This window comes from Oceanicella actignis (genome assembly GCF_008124525.1).
Taxonomy (GTDB): Bacteria; Pseudomonadota; Alphaproteobacteria; order Rhodobacterales; family Rhodobacteraceae; genus Oceanicella; species Oceanicella actignis.
Genome location: NZ_VNHJ01000017.1, coordinates 1 through 14,554 on the forward strand (window position 1 = coordinate 1; position 14,554 = coordinate 14,554).

General features: G+C 64.5%; 14 protein-coding genes and 1 pseudogene. 11 read left to right on the top strand and 4 right to left on the bottom strand.

Annotated elements, in window-relative coordinates:
* The coding region (locus tag LY05_RS14635) for an integrase core domain-containing protein (RefSeq protein ID WP_148923654.1) at window positions 1–213 on the top strand (213 nt) is incomplete at its 5' end.
* A gap of 23 nt (window positions 214–236) precedes the next feature.
* Here the strand turns inward: LY05_RS14635 and LY05_RS14640 are convergent.
* A complete protein-coding gene (locus LY05_RS14640) occupies window positions 237–737 on the bottom strand; it encodes an FAD-dependent oxidoreductase (protein WP_148923655.1) in 501 nt (166 codons plus the stop codon).
* A gap of 151 nt (window positions 738–888) precedes the next feature.
* On the opposite strand from LY05_RS14640, the gene LY05_RS14645 reads away from it, so the two are divergent.
* On the top strand, window positions 889–1,773 hold the full coding sequence (locus tag LY05_RS14645) for a LysR family transcriptional regulator (protein WP_148923656.1): 885 nt from the start codon (window positions 889–891) through the stop codon (window positions 1,771–1,773).
* A 143-nt stretch (window positions 1,774–1,916) separates the two neighbouring features.
* Here LY05_RS14645 and LY05_RS14650 read toward each other — a convergent pair whose 3' ends face one another.
* Window positions 1,917–2,867, bottom strand: coding sequence for an SDR family oxidoreductase (locus tag LY05_RS14650; protein WP_148923657.1), 951 nt, complete (start codon window positions 2,865–2,867; stop codon window positions 1,917–1,919).
* Between the two features lie 74 nt (window positions 2,868–2,941).
* Between LY05_RS14650 and LY05_RS14655 the strand changes: the two genes are divergently transcribed.
* The gene (locus LY05_RS14655; RefSeq protein WP_249041964.1) at window positions 2,942–3,925 is read left to right on the top strand and encodes an AraC family transcriptional regulator; all 984 of its coding nucleotides are present in this window, start codon (window positions 2,942–2,944) and stop codon (window positions 3,923–3,925) included.
* A gap of 380 nt (window positions 3,926–4,305) precedes the next feature.
* On the opposite strand, the gene LY05_RS14660 is transcribed toward LY05_RS14655, so the two are convergent.
* A complete protein-coding gene (locus LY05_RS14660) occupies window positions 4,306–4,737 on the bottom strand; it encodes an RrF2 family transcriptional regulator (RefSeq protein ID WP_148923658.1) in 432 nt (143 codons plus the stop codon).
* A 190-nt stretch (window positions 4,738–4,927) separates the two neighbouring features.
* On the opposite strand from LY05_RS14660, the gene LY05_RS14665 reads away from it, so the two are divergent.
* The 7 genes from LY05_RS14665 to LY05_RS14695 are packed head-to-tail and all read left to right on the top strand — an operon-like array spanning window position 4,928 to window position 13,569.
* The gene (locus LY05_RS14665; RefSeq protein ID WP_148923665.1) at window positions 4,928–7,153 is read left to right on the top strand and encodes a NosR/NirI family protein; all 2,226 of its coding nucleotides are present in this window, start codon (window positions 4,928–4,930) and stop codon (window positions 7,151–7,153) included.
* Complete coding sequence (gene nosZ, locus LY05_RS14670) at window positions 7,150–9,057, top strand: TAT-dependent nitrous-oxide reductase (RefSeq protein ID WP_148923659.1); 1,908 nt, start codon at window positions 7,150–7,152, stop codon at window positions 9,055–9,057. Before LY05_RS14665 ends, nosZ begins: the two co-directional genes overlap by 4 nt.
* 11 nt (window positions 9,058–9,068) lie before the next feature.
* Entirely contained in the window at window positions 9,069–10,361 is a 1,293-nt protein-coding gene (locus LY05_RS14675; protein ID WP_148923660.1) for a nitrous oxide reductase family maturation protein NosD, read from the top strand.
* 2 nt (window positions 10,362–10,363) lie between these two features.
* Window positions 10,364–11,257, top strand: coding sequence for an ABC transporter ATP-binding protein (locus tag LY05_RS14680; protein WP_148923666.1), 894 nt, complete (start codon window positions 10,364–10,366; stop codon window positions 11,255–11,257).
* The gene (locus tag LY05_RS14685; protein WP_148923661.1) at window positions 11,254–12,075 is read left to right on the top strand and encodes an ABC transporter permease; all 822 of its coding nucleotides are present in this window, start codon (window positions 11,254–11,256) and stop codon (window positions 12,073–12,075) included. The genes LY05_RS14680 and LY05_RS14685 overlap by 4 nt, the downstream gene beginning before the upstream one ends.
* Complete coding sequence (locus LY05_RS14690) at window positions 12,072–12,638, top strand: nitrous oxide reductase accessory protein NosL (protein ID WP_148923662.1); 567 nt, start codon at window positions 12,072–12,074, stop codon at window positions 12,636–12,638. The genes LY05_RS14685 and LY05_RS14690 overlap by 4 nt, the downstream gene beginning before the upstream one ends.
* A gap of 1 nt (window position 12,639) precedes the next feature.
* Entirely contained in the window at window positions 12,640–13,569 is a 930-nt protein-coding gene (locus tag LY05_RS14695) for an FAD:protein FMN transferase (protein ID WP_148923663.1), read from the top strand.
* A gap of 174 nt (window positions 13,570–13,743) precedes the next feature.
* Here the strand turns inward: LY05_RS14695 and LY05_RS14700 are convergent.
* Window positions 13,744–14,194: pseudogene (locus LY05_RS14700) on the bottom strand (integrase core domain-containing protein); the annotation flags it as partial.
* 59 nt (window positions 14,195–14,253) lie between these two features.
* On the opposite strand from LY05_RS14700, the gene LY05_RS14705 reads away from it, so the two are divergent.
* Window positions 14,254–14,554: transposase (locus LY05_RS14705; protein ID WP_211356339.1), on the top strand; the 301-nt coding region annotated here is incomplete at its 3' end.

The following is a 14,554-nucleotide window of genomic DNA, read 5'->3' on the forward strand; positions in this document are numbered from 1 at the left end:
AACGGCTTCGTCGAAAGCTTCAATGGTCGTCTGCGGGACGAATGCCTCAACGAGCACCTGTTTGCCAACCTGCGCCATGCCCGCCATTTGATTGCGGCTTGGCGCGACGACGACAACCATCACCGCCCCCATTCGAGCGTCGACGGGCTCACCCCGCGGGAGTATCACAAACGGTCAAGAGAGGACCAAACCATGAACAGAGCTAACGCTTGAACGCGGACTCTAAGGGGAGCAGGTCAGCGGTCATGGGCGGAGATCAGCGTGATCTTCTTGTCCGGCATGGCGTGAGCGATCTCGCCCGCCAGTTCGGTTCCCACCGCTCCCGCGCCAACGATGCCGATGGTGCGCGCAGCCCTGAGCTGGTCGTGCACGCGCCGGTTGGCGCGGCGCAGGCCCTCGATGTCGTCGCCCTCGGGCTTGAACGGCAGGGCATAGGACGAGCCGGCGCCGACGACGATGTAATCAGCCTCGACCCTCTGGCCGCTGTCCAGCGTCGCGCCTCCCTCGTCGATCGCGCTCGCACGGGCGCGCAGGAGGCGGCCGCTCTTGAGCAGCTGGTCATAGGGGATCAGCGCGCGATCCAGCAGCGAGGGGTCGACGACGGCGCGGATCATTGCGGGCGTATGGACGAAATGGCTGCGCGGCTCGATCAGCGTGACCTCGGCGGCGTCGTCGAGCGACTTTGCGAGACGGGCGCCGATATAGCCGCCGCCGACGATGGCGACGCGTTTGGGCATGTGGACCTTTCCTTGCTCGGCGGCCAGATGGTGAGCGATTCCCTTCAAGGGCCGCGTTCGCTTGCGGATCCTGAGATAGGCGCGCGCGGTGCGAATTGAAATTTATATGTTTTGCTGTTCTACATAAGCATTGCTTAACAAAGGGGCGCCGATGAAGCTGGATCGACTGAAGGTGTTGTGCGCGGTGGTCGAAGCCGGGTCGCTCAAGGCGGCGGCCGAGCGGCTGAACCGCACGCAGCCTGCGGTGAGCCAGGCGCTGAAGGCTCTGGAAGCCCAGACAGGGACCGCGCTTTTCGATCGCTCGGGCTACCGGCTGGAGCTGACCGCGGTGGGCCGGCGCGTCTATCTGCAATCCCTGCGGGTTCTGGCGGAGGCCGAGGATCTGACCGAGCTCATCCGGCATTTCGAGAAAGGGCAGGAAGAGACGCTCACCATCGCCATCGATGCCGCCGCGGATCCGAACATCCTGTCCCCGGTGCTGTCCCGGGTGCAGGGCCGGTTTCCCGACACGAGCATCGTGCTGCGCGCCGAGGTTCTTTCCGACGCGATCGAGGCCGTTCGGTCCGGCGAGGCGGCCCTCGCGGTCGCGCCCGCCATCCCCGTCATGCTGGAAGAGGCGGGCTTCGACTACATGCCCGTGGCCCGGTCGGTGATGCGCAACGTCGCCGCGCCGGCGCTTCTCGATGCGATGGACGCGCCCCTTACTCTGGACGGCCTGCGGCGATTTCACCAGGTGATCGCGCGCGACAGCGGCCCGGCTTCGGGCCCGTTCGGGCGAGAGCTTGGGGTGCAGAAAGGTCAGAGGCGATGGTATGTGAGCGATCTGCACATGAAGAAGCATCTGCTGCTGGCCGGCCTTGGCTGGGGTCGCCTGCCCGAGCACATGATCGCCGAGGACCTGGCGCAAGGGCGGCTGCGGGAAATCGTCCTGCCCCATACCCATCTCGGCTTTGACGTCGAGGTGTTCGTCTTTCGTCAGCGCAGGACGGCCAACGGGCCGGTTGCCGTCCACCTATGGGATGCCTTCCGAACGTAGATCCGGCCGCGGCAACCGCGCGGCCGGGATCAAGGCCGTCCCGTGCGGGCGTCGACCATGAAGCTGGCGGCGCCCGGCTTGTGCCAATCGGATGCGATCGGGCCGTTCCGCGGCGCGGGACCCGAGGCGTTCGGCTGTTGGGATCAGAGTTTCCACTCGTAGCCGACGGCTTTCTCGGACACATCCCAGAGCTGCTGCATCACAGGCTTGTCGTAGGCATGCGGGTTCAGCGTGCCGCGCCCGACCGGGCCGACCATCTGCAAGAAGCCGGTCGGGCCGTAAAGCGCGCGTTGCTCCAGCCCGTCCTCGGTCGCGCACATCACCTCGGGCCAGGCGCCGCGTTCGGCGCTTTGCACGAGCGGTGTCTTGGTCATCAGCCACGACAGGAAGCGCGTCAGCCGGCCGCCGCTGGTCGCGATCAGCGACGTGGCCGAAGAGCCGGGATGGCAGACGTAAACCTGCACGTCGGTCCGGCCCGCCGCCGCGAGCCGGTCCTGAAGCTCATAGGCGAACATCATCTGCGCCAGCTTGCTCTGGGAATAGGCGGTGTTGGGCCTGTAGCCCTTGTCCCAGTTCATGTCGTCGAAGTTGATCGTCCTGAGCCCGAGGTTGTAGCCTTGGCTGGCGACGACGACGATCCGGCCCTTGCTTTCGGCGACACGCTCGAACAGCAGGCCGTTCAGCAGGAAATGGCCGTAATGGTTGGTGCCAAGCTGGCTTTCGAACCCGTCGACGGTCAGCTTGCGCGTCGGCGTCTGCGCGATGGCGGCGTTGTTGATCAGCGCGTCGATGCGCGGCGTCGTCCTCAGCACCTCTGCCGCCGCCTCGCGGACGCTGGCCAGAACCGACAGGTCCATGCGGATGAAACGCACGTCGGCCCGCGCGCCGAACTCGGTCTTCAGCGCGGCGATCACGGCCTGCGATTTCTCGGCCGAGCGGTTGAGCATCACCACGCTGGCGTTCTTCTTCAACAGCGTGCGCGCCGCCTGAAAGCCCACGCCGGCGGTGGCGCCGGTGATGACGAAGGTCTTGCCCGTCAGATCGCCAAGCCGCTCGGGCGTCCAGCCTTTGGGTCCGAATGTCGTGTCTGCCATGCCTCTCTCCTTGGCGCCGCGCCTGGCGGCGGTCTGCATCCCGATGCAATTCCGAAACGGTAGATAAATGCTGGATGCTTCTGAAAACAGGCGATATCGTCTTGAATACTTGCCTGATCGTCTCGCGCATGTTGCAATGGTGCGACCGCTCCGCCAATCATGCCGTCATGAGCAAGGACCAGATCAGACAGCTGATCGAGCGCCGCCTGCCCAAGGCGGGCCTCGTGGAAACCGCGCTGAAGGGGGTGCAGCTCTTCCGCGTGACGGAACCCGTGCCCTGCGTGCCAGCGGTCTATGAGCCCACGGTCGTGGCCATCCTCGGCGGTGCCAAGGAAGCCGTCCTGGACGGGCGGCGCCACGTCTATGACAGCAGTCGCTACCTGCTGTGCCCGATGACCCTGCCGGTCGAGGCGGGGTCGCCGCGGGCCTCGCCCGAGGATCCGCTTCTGGGCGTGATGATCGCGCTGGAGCCGCGGGTGATGCGCGAACTCGCCATCGAGATCGAGACCGCGGCCGGAGGCGGCGGGCGGTCGCAGGGCAAGATCGGCTCGGCACTGGCGCTGGCCTCTTGGGACAAGGGCTTCACTCTGGCGCTGCTGCGGCTTCTCGAACTGCTCGACGATCCGGTGGACGCCGCGGTGCTCGGGGCCGGGCGGCTGCGCGAGCTGTTCTATGCCGTGCTGAGGGGCGAGGCGGGGGCCGTCGCAAGACGGGCCTTCGGCGTCGGCAACGAGATCGCGCGGACCATCGAATACCTCGCTACTCACCTGAACGAGCAGGTCACCATCGACGACATGGCCGACCATGCGGGCATGAGCCGCGCCGTGTTCCATCGGCGCTTCAAGGAAGCGACCGGCATGTCGCCGATCCAGTTCGCGAAAGCGATGCGGCTGAACCGCGCCGCCATGAAGATCGCCGAAGGGAAAGCCGTCTCCGAGGCGGCCTGGGACGTGGGTTATCGCAGCGCGTCCCAGTTCAGCCGCGAGTTCAAGCGCATGTATGGCCGGTCGCCCAGGGCCTGGAGCCACGCCGCGCAGGCATCGGCGCCGCCGCAATAGCGCGCGGCCTGCGCCGGACGCCCCCAAGGAACTAGACCGCGCAAGGGGATCGCGGAAACGTGGACGTCCTCAAGGCATCGACCAACTGGGCCGGGGCTGAACTGGAATCGCTTCGCTCGGTCTCTTGACCTTCTTGGCTTGCGAATGAATAATGGTGCCGATGGGCCGTCTTTCCTGGTTCCGGTAGCCCAGATGCGGGCGCGCAGGTCATTGCCGAACCACGAGACCATCAGCGACACGCTTTCGACGGCCGACGCCAGCGCCTCGAGCCGGTCGAGTGAGACCAGGAGATCCGCCTGTCGGTTTCGGCGTGGACGCCCTGGCCATCGTCTTCGCCCCTTCCTCGAACAACTCTTTCAGTGCGCCAACCCGTGATTTGGTCAATGAGAGGGGTTGGCTCGGTCGAAGGCAGAGGCAGGCAGAAGGATGTCGCTCAAGGTTTTCTTGTCATAGACGGCGAGGAACGCGTCCCGCGCTGCGCTCCCTATCCCGGGTAGCGCGCAGACGCCGGAGATCAGACACGAGCCGCGCGGCGCCATGCATTCGAAGATTCCGAAATCCGCTTCGCAAAGGCGGATCACGGCGCCAAGGTTGATGTCCGACGGATCTTTTTTCAGTTCGAATCCGCCGGCGCGCCCGCGTGCACCTGACAGGTAACCTGCCGAAATCAAATGGTGCACGACCTTTTTCACGTGCGCTTCCGAGATCCCGAAGATCTCGGCCGTCATCCCGACCGTCGTTCGCGTGCCGTCTCGCGCGGCGGCCAAGAGCAGAACGCGCAAGGCGTAGTCTGTAAACTTGGTCAATCTCATGCACAGCGCTCCGGTCCATGTCTCCGCTCCAATCGTCGGGACCATCGTCCATGCCGATGTGCGCGAAAAGTCAGCCCATTGCCGCACCGTAAAAGGTGTATCCGACTTGACTCAAATCAAGGCGGCAGGTCTCCCGGCTCCCTACGCAGGGATCCAACGCTTGATCCAGCTCACAAGAGGCGGCAGAGGCATGCCCGCGAAAAATGCGATAAACACCATCGTAGCAGTCCTTTGCTCGCTCGCACGATGCCTCGTCTGGCTGGGCGTTCTGGGCGGAACGGCCTTGGCCGACACCTCTGTCTTGCCGACTTTCCTCAAGAAGGTCGCCCCGTCCGAGGTGGTCGCCGGCGCCGATGCGTGGGGTCCCATTCAGGGCGACCTGCCCGTGGCGCCGATCCTCAAGGATGGCAAGCCACTCGGGCGCGTGTTCGTGACCAGCGACTTCGTTTCCACCATCGGCTATTCCGGCAAGCCAATCCACGTGATGGTGGCCTTGAACGATGATGCGAAGATCATCGGCGCAAGGCTCGTGGAGCATCACGAACCCATTGTTCTGGTCGGCATTCCGAACAGCAGGATGGTGGCGCTGACGGAAAGCTACGTAGGCGCCGACATGGCCGCCGAAGCGGCCAGGCGCGGAAGCGCTCACGAGCTCGAGATCGTATCGGGCGCGACCGTGACCGTCATGATCATCGACGATTCGATCCTGAGGGCATCGGTCAAGGTCGCCCGGGCGCTTGGCCTGGGAGGGCTGACGCCGGAAGTCGACGATGCGTTGAAATTCGAGATCAACCCGGATGCCAGCGTCGAGAACGACTGGATGGCGCTTCTGGGGGATGGCACGGTCCGGCGTCTGTCGCTGGACGTGGGACAGGTCAACGCGGCCTTCGAAGCGATGGGCGACCCGCGCGCGGCAAGCCGACCCGCAAAAGGCGCCCCGGATGAGCGGTTCATCGACATGTATGTCGCGCTGGTCTCGGCGCCGCAGATCGGGCGAGCGCTTCTGGGCGAGCACGAATATGCCAACCAGGAAAGGTTCCTGAACCCCGGAGATCATGCAATCCTTGTGGCCGGGCGCGGCATGTATTCCTTCAAGGGATCGGGCTACGTGCGCGGGGGCATCTTCGACCGGATCGCGCTGGTGCAGGGCGACATCACCGTGCGGTTCCATGATCGCGACCACCGCCGGATCGGCGCGCTCGCGGCAAGCGGAAGCCCCGAATTCTCGGAGTTGGACATCTTCCGCATTCCCGCCGACAGCGGGTTTGACCCAACCAAGCCGTGGAAGTTGCAGCTTTTGGTCCAGCGCGCCGTCGGACCCGTGGAAAAGGTCTTCACGACATTCGAACTGGGATACCGCCTGCCCGACCGTTTCCTTCGCGAGGTGCGATCGGAACCGGCGGCCGGCGCCGCGCCCGTCGAGGCCGTGGAAGACGAGCAGGCCGCGCGGGCGGGTCTGTGGAAGCGGATATGGCTGGCCAGGAAGGTCGAGATCGCGGCGCTTCTCGGCATGATCGGCGTGCTCACCGGGGTCTTTTTCTTCCAGGTCTGGGCGACGCGAAACGAGAGGATCTTCTTCTGGTTCCGCATGGGTTTCCTGTCCTTGACCCTCGTGTTCATCGGTTGGCTGGCCAACGCCCAGATTTCGGTCGTCAACCTGCTGGCCCTGTTCTCTTCCCTGCGCACAGGCTTCACCTGGGAAGCCTTCCTGATGGACCCGCTGGTTTTCATCATCTGGTGTTCGGTTGCGGCGGCGTTGATCTTCTGGGCGCGTGGGGCGTTCTGCGGCTGGCTATGCCCGTTCGGCGCACTTCAGGAACTCACCAACCGTGTCGCCCGCGCCTTGCATGTGCCGCAGATCAAGGTGCCCTGGGGCCTGCACGAACGCCTGTGGGCGCTGAAATACATCATTTTCCTTGCGCTGTTCGGATTGTCGGTGATTTCGCTGTCGCTCGCCGAACGCTACGCCGAGGTCGAGCCGTTCAAGACCGCGATCGTCCTGAAATTCGCTCGTCCTTGGCCCTTTGTGCTGTTCGCGGTCATCCTGCTGGCGATCGGGCTGTTCATCGAGAGATTCTATTGCCGCTACCTGTGCCCGCTGGGCGGGGCGCTGGCGATTCCGGCGCGGATACGCATGTTCGACTGGCTCAAGCGTTACCGCGAATGCGGAAACCCCTGTCATGTCTGCGCGAACGAATGTCCGGTGCAGGCCATTCATCCCACCGGAGAAATAAACCCGAACGAATGCATCAGCTGCCTGCATTGCCAGGTGCTCTACCAGAGCAAGGCCAAGTGCCCGGTTGTCATCAAGCAGTTGAAGCGGCGCGAAAGGGATCGAGCCGCTCTCGAAGCCGCCAAGGGCAAGCTCGACGAAGTCCTTGCCGGAAACCACAAGCAGAATGGAGCTCCCCGATGACTGACAAAGAGAAAGCGACCGGCATTTCCCGCCGCGGCCTGTTCGGCGCGACGACCGCGGGGGCCTTCGTCGCCGCTGCGGGTGGCAGCTGGCTTTCCGCTGCGAACGAGGCGCGCGCCGCGGCCAGGGCCGAGAAGGCGCCCGGCGAACTGGACGAATATTACGGCTTCTGGTCCTCGGGCCAGACGGGCGAATTGCGGATCCTCGGCTTTCCGTCCATGCGCGAGCTGATGCGGGTGCCGGTGTTCAACCGTGACAGCGCCACCGGCTGGGGCCAGACCAACGAATCGCTGAAGATCCTGACCGAGGGGCTGACCGAGGAAACCAAGGCCTTTCTCGCCAAGCGCGGCAAGGTCACCTATGACAATGGCGACCTGCACCACCCGCACATGTCGTTCACCGATGGCACCTATGACGGGCGCTACCTGTTCATGAACGACAAGGCCAACACCCGCGTCGCCCGGGTGCGCTGCGACGTGATGAAATGCGACAAGATCATCGAGATCCCCAACGCCCATGACATCCACGGCATGCGGCCGCAGAAATATCCGCGCACCGGCTATGTCTTCGCCAACTCGGAGCACGAGGCGCCGCTGGTCAACGACGGCAAGATTCTCGACGAGCCCGACAAGTATGTGAACATCTTCACCGCCATCGACGGCGACAAGATGGAAGTCGCCTGGCAGGTGATCGTGTCGGGCAACCTCGACAACGTCGATTGCGACTATCAGGGCAAATACGCTTTCTCGACCTCCTACAACTCGGAAATGGGCATGAACCTCGCCGAGATGACCGAGAGCGAGATGGACCATGTGGTCATCTTCAACATCAGGGAGATCGAGAAAGGGATCGCCAACGGCGATTACATCGAGCTCAACGGCGTGAAGGTGATCGACGGCCGCAAGGGCAAGAACAAGAAATACACCCGCTACGTGCCGATCCCCAACTCTCCCCATGGCGTCAACACCGCGCCCGATGGCAGGCATGTGGTCGTCAACGGCAAGCTGTCGCCCACCTGCTCGGTTATCGACGTGACCAAGGTCGATGCTCTGTTCGAGAGCGATGCCGATCCGCGTTCCTGCGTGGTTGCGGAGCCGGAACTGGGCCTCGGCCCGCTCCACACGGCCTTCGACGGCAAGGGCAATGCGTTCACGACGCTGTTCCTCGACAGCCAGATCGTGAAGTGGAACATCGAAAAGGCGATCAGGGCGTTCAACGGCGAAGACGTCGACCCGATCATCTCGAAAGTCGATGTGCACTACCAGCCCGGCCACAACTCGACCTCGATGGGCGAAACCAAGGAGGCCGACGGCAAGTGGCTGATCTCGATGAACAAGTTCTCGAAGGACCGGTTCCTGAACGTCGGCCCGCTGAAGCCCGAGAACGAACAGGTCATCGACATCTCGACCGACGAGATGAAGGTGGTCCACGACGGGCCGACCTTTGCCGAGCCGCATGACAGCATCATCGTGCGCGCCGACATCGTCAATCCGAAACGGGTCTGGGACCGCAACGACCCGTTCTTCGAGGATGCCCGCAAGCAGGCCGAGGCCGACGGCGTCGATCTGGAGGAAGGCGCCGAAGAGCCGATCCGCGACAAGGACGATCCCCGCAAGGTGCGCGTCTACATGACCAGCCAGGCGCCGACCTTCAGCCTCGAGAAATTCACGGTTAAGGAAGGCGATGAGGTGACGATCTACATCACCAACCTGGACGATGTGGACGACGTGACCCACGGGTTCACCCTGTCCAACCACGGCATCGCCTTCGAGATCGCGCCGCAGGCCACCGCCTCGGTGACCTTCACCGCCGACCGTCCGGGCGTGCACTGGTTCTATTGCCAGTGGTTCTGCCACGCGCTGCACATGGAAATGCGCGGCCGGATGCTGGTCGAGCCGGCGTAAGGAGAGGGTTCATGCCGCGCGCCCTGTTTCTTTCGGCCCTGATGGCTCTGCCCGGTCTTGCCGCGGCCGAGCCCATTGCCGTGCCGGCCGGGCAGGGAGCGTTGGCAGCCGCCTTGAAAGCGTCCGGCGCGGGGGCCGAACTGGTTCTTGCGCCGGGCGCCCACGCGGGGCCGGTCGTTCTGGATCGCCCCTTGTCTCTCATCTGCGAACCGGGCGCCGTGATCGACGGTGGAGAAAAGGGCAGCGTCGTGACCGTGACGGCGCCGGACGTGAGCATTTCCAACTGCACGATCCGCGGCTCCGGCTCATCCCACGATGAAATCGACAGCGGCGTGCAGCTGACGAAAGCCGCAACCCGCGCGCGGGTGATCGGCAACCGGATCGAAGGCAATCTCTATGGAGTCGACATCCACGGCGCACGCGATGCCCTCGTGGCCCGCAACGTGATCGTCGGTCGGAAAGACCCCCGCATGAACCGCCGCGGCAACGGCGTCTATGTCTGGAACGCCCCCGGCGCGCGGGTTGAAGATAACGACATCCGTTTCGGCCGCGACGGGATCTTCACGAATTCGTCGCGCCAGAACGTCTTCGCGCGCAACCTGTTCCGCGACCTGCGCTTCGCGGTCCACTACATGTATACGAACGACTCCGAAGTCCTGGAGAACGTGTCCATAGGCAACCACCTCGGCTACGCCATCATGTTTTCCGACCGGATCGTGGTGCGGGGCAACCTGTCCTTGCATGACCGCGACCACGGCTTGATGCTCAACTACGCCAACAAGTCCGACATCACCGGCAATCTGGTCCGAGGCGGGGCGGAGAAATGCGCCTTCATCTACAATGCCCACGGCAACCTGATATTCGGCAATCGGTTCGAGGGCTGCGAGATCGGCATCCATTTCACCGCCGGTTCCGAGCGGAATGCCGTGACCGGCAACGCCTTTGTCGGCAACCGGACGCAGGTGAAATATGTCGGCTCCCGCATGGTCGAATGGAGCCTGGATGGGCGCGGCAACTACTGGTCGGACAACCCGGCCTTCGATCTTGACGGCGACGGGATCGCCGATGGCGTCTACCGCCCCAACGATCTGATGGACCACATCCTGTGGTCTCAACCCGCCGCGAGGCTCCTTCTGGGCTCGCCCGCGGTTCAATTGTTGCGCTGGACCCAGTCGAGCTTTCCCGCGACCTTGCCGGGAGGCGTCCGGGACAGTCGCCCCTTGATGGCGCCGGTGGTGATTCCCGTCCGGCCCGACGTCGCGGCGATGGAGGCCGACTACGTCGCCCGCAAGGAAGGCTCGTGACCATGGTTCGCCTGAAACTGGAAAACGTTTGCAAGAACTTCGAAGGGTTTGAAGCGCTGAAAAACGTGTCCTTCACCGTGGCCGCCGGAGAGAAGGTCGCGCTGCTGGGCCACAACGGGGCGGGCAAGACCACGCTGATGAAGGCCATCCTCGGCTTGCAGCCGCATGACGGCGGCCGGATCGAGGTGATGGGCGCCGCGCCGGGCAGTCATGCCGCGCGGATGCAGGTCGCCTATCTGCCCGAAAACGTTGCCTTTCATTCGTCGCTTACGGGGCGCGAACAGATCCGGCTGTATCTGCGCCTGCGCGGCCAGCCGGTGGAATTGGCGGATGAATTGCTCGAGCGCGTCGGGCTCGAGCATGTCTCGAGGCGGCGGATCGGAACTTATTCCAAGGGGATGCGGCAAAAGGTGGGGCTGGCCCAGGCGCTGATCGGCAACCCGGCGCTCATGATCCTTGATGAGCCGACAAGCGGACTTGATCCGATCTCCCGGCGCAAGTTCTACGCCATTCTCGACGATATGGCGGCGCGGGGCGCCGCGATCCTGCTTTCAAGCCATGCTCTGACCGAGGTCGAGGCGCGCACGGACCGGATCGTGATCCTGTCGAAGGGGCAGGTCGTCGCCGACGACACCTTGTCGGGATTGCGCAAGGAGGCGGGGCTGCCGACCCACATTCGGATCGCCGCCAAACCCGGCGCGGCCGACCAGGTGGCCGCGATGCTGAATGCCGGTCGCAGCAACGGGGTCACGGTTGATCTGACCTGCGCGCCCGAAGACAAGCTCGCCCGCCTGCGCGAGATCGCCGCGCTGGGCCCCAAGGTGCGCGATCTCGACGTGGCGCCGCCAAGCCTTGACGACATCTACGACCATTTCAGCCGGAGGGCGGAAAGATGAGGGGCGTCATCGGCTTCGCGGATGCCGAATTCCGCATCGCGCTGCGGAACCGCTGGATCATGATCCTGACCGTGACCATGGGCTTGTTTTCCCTTGTTCTGACCCTTGCCGGAAGCGGGCCGACCGGCACGCTGGGCGCCGATCAGCTCTCGGTGACGGTGGCGAGCCTGACCGGTCTGGCCGTCTATCTCGTGCCGCTGATGTCGCTGCTTCTCAGCTTCGATGCCGTGGCCGGCGAGCTGGAACGCGGCACGCTAGGGTTGACGCTGACCTACCCGGTGTCGCGGACGGCGATGTTGCTGGGCAAGTTCGTGGCCCATGTCGGCATCCTCGCCATCGCGCTTCTTGTCGGGTATGGGCTCGCCGCAATCACTGCCTTCGGGCTTGACGACGAGGCCGCGCAGGGGCTGGGCGCTCTGGTGCGCCTCTACTGGTCGTCGCTGCTGCTGGGGGCGGGGTTCGTGGCCCTTGGCTATCTCGCCTCGGCGCTCTCGCGGCGTCCGGCCACGGCCGCCGGGCTGGTGATCGGGCTGTGGCTGGTGGCGATCGTGCTCTACGATCTTGGCCTCCTGGCCGCGATCGTGGCCGACGATGGCGGCGCCTTCACCAAGACCGTGTTCCCGTGGATGCTCATCGCCAATCCCGCGGATGCCTTCCGCTTGTTCAATCTTGCAGCCAGCGATGCCACGGCCGCCGCGTCTGGCGTGAGCGGCGCCGCGCAGTCCATCCCGCCGGAGCGGGCCTTGGTCACCGTCTTCGTTTGGCCGCCGATCGCCTTCGGCCTTGCCGCGTGGCGGTTCCGCAGGATCGTGCCATGAAGCCGTCCCCGATGATCGTCGCGGCGCTTCTGGCCCTGTCGGCCTGCAGGGAAGATGTGGCCGAAATACCCGGACCCATTCCGATGACCGAGGAGGCCCTCGGGTTCTATTGCCAGATGGCTCTGGGCGAACACGGCGGCCCCAAGGGGCAAGTGCATCTCGCGGGGGTTCCGGCGCCCTTGTTTTTTTCCCAGGTTCGGGATGCGATCGCGTATACGCGCATGCCCGAACAGACCGACGAGGTCGTGGCGATCTATGTCAGCGACATGAGCCGCGCGCCCGGCTGGCAGGAACCGGGCAAGGACAACTGGGTGGCGGCGTCTGATGCGTTCTTCGTGGTTGGATCCGATGCGGTGGGAGGCATGGGCGCGAAGGAAATCGTGCCCTTCTCGGTGCGCGCCGATGCGGACGGCTTCGCTGCGCTGCATGGAGGGCGGGTGGTTCGCCTGTCCGACATTCCGGACTCTGCGGTCCTCGCGCCGGCAGGCGGCGATGACGCCGGGGATGACGAAGACGATTACCTCGATCGTCTGAAGGCGACCGAAAACGCGGAGGATAGGTGAAATGAATGGGGTCTCTCGTCGCCGTTTTCTGGCCATCAGCGCCGCCGTTCTCACGGCGGGGCCAACGGCGGGGCCAGTGCGGGCGGCCGAGCGTTACCGGTGGGAAGGCGTTGCCCTCGGGGCGAAGGCCTCGATCACGCTGTCGCACCCCGACGCGCGTCGGATCGCCGCCCGCGCGCAGGCGGAACTGGACCGGCTCGAGGGCATCTTCAGCCTGTATCGCCCCGATTCCGCGCTCGCGCGGCTGAACCGGGACGGGAGGTTGGAAAACCCACCCTTCGAGTTGCTCGAATGTCTGAGCCTGTGCGGCTTTGCCCACGACGTCACGGGCGGCGCATTCGATCCGACGATACAACCGTTGTGGGCGCTTTATGCGGAAAAGGCCGCCGCCAAGGAACTCCCGTCGGATGACGAGTTGCGCGATGCGCTTGATCTGGTGGGCTGGCGGCATGTCAGGATCAGCCCTCGCGCGGTGTCCTTCGCGCGGCCCGGCATGGCGCTGACCTTGAACGGAATCGCGCAGGGTTTCATCGCCGACAAGGTGGCCGAGCTGTTGCGAAAGGAAGGACTTGGCGATGTTCTGATCGACACCGGCGAAATTGTGGCGATGGGAGGCGACCCGCTCGGCGGCCCTTGGAACGTTTCGCTCGTAGGCGATCGGGGCCGTCTTCCCGACGCTCTCGCGCTGCGCGATACCGCTCTCGCTTCGTCGTCGCCGCTGGGCACAACGATCGGTCCCGGGGGCCCGGGGCATATCCTCGATCCGAGATCAGGCTCGCCGGCCTTGCCCCGATGGTCGCTCGTAAGCATGACGGCGCCGTCGGCGGCGTATGCGGATGCGCTCAGCACGGCGGGCTGCCTGATGGATCGTGAGGCTTTCGCCCGTTCCGTGGGCAGGACGCCCGGAGCGGCGATCGCGCACTTGGCCTGACCGCGGCCATGGCGGCGTTTCCCGGCGGTTCCAGAGCTCCGCAGCCGGAGGATCGGCCCAGTGGGCTGGTCTGGCCCTGCGGGTATCGGTGAACGGAACGATCACCCTGGTCGCCGGTTTCGTCTCGGTCGTCCGAGTTCACGCCGATTGACCTGCCCCCCGCTGGTCCCTCATTCATGACGAGAGTCTGCGAGTTTGGGTTTGATAGTCTTCGGTTTCGGTTTGGGCAAGCGCGCCGGGCGCGGAGCCCTCAAATTGCTCAAGCGTCCGGCGCGCTTCGGTCGGTGTTTTTGTTTCCGAGCGATGAGTGCGGCCTGACGGTGTTGTAATCGTTGCGCCATAGGGCCAGCTTTCGGCGTGCATCATCCAGGGTGTCGAACAGTTCTTCGTTCAGTAGCTCGTCGCGCAGGCTGCCGTTGAATGACTCGATGAAGGCGTTCTGCTGCGGCTTTCCGGGGTCGATGCTGCGCCACGGCACATCGTTCCGATCAGTCCATCTCTGGATGGCCCGGCTGGCAAACTCGGTCCCGTTGTCGCTGACAATGCAAACGGGCTTTCCGTAGATCCGCACCAGCGTATCCAGCTCGCGGGCGACACGTGCGCCGGAGATGCTGGTGTCGGCCATCGGGACTATCCTGAATTTTGTGCCCTGGCGTGGTAACTGCTCACAAAGGAGACCCACGCATGAGCATCGATAAAGACCTTTTGGACCGCCTGATGGAGGGCCGCTCACCCGGCGATCTGTTTGGCAAGACCGGTATTCTGGCGGAACTGACCAAGGCGCTGGCGGAACGTGCGTTGAGCACGGAGATGGACGTCCATCTCGATAAAGAGCGCACCGAGGAAGCGCCCGAGGGCCAGAACCAGGCCCCCAATCGTCGCAACGGGCGCAGCCAGAAGACTGTGACCACGGACGGCGGCAAGGTCGTTCTGGACATTCCTCGTGACCGGAACGGCGCCTTCGACCCGCTGCTGATCGCCAAAT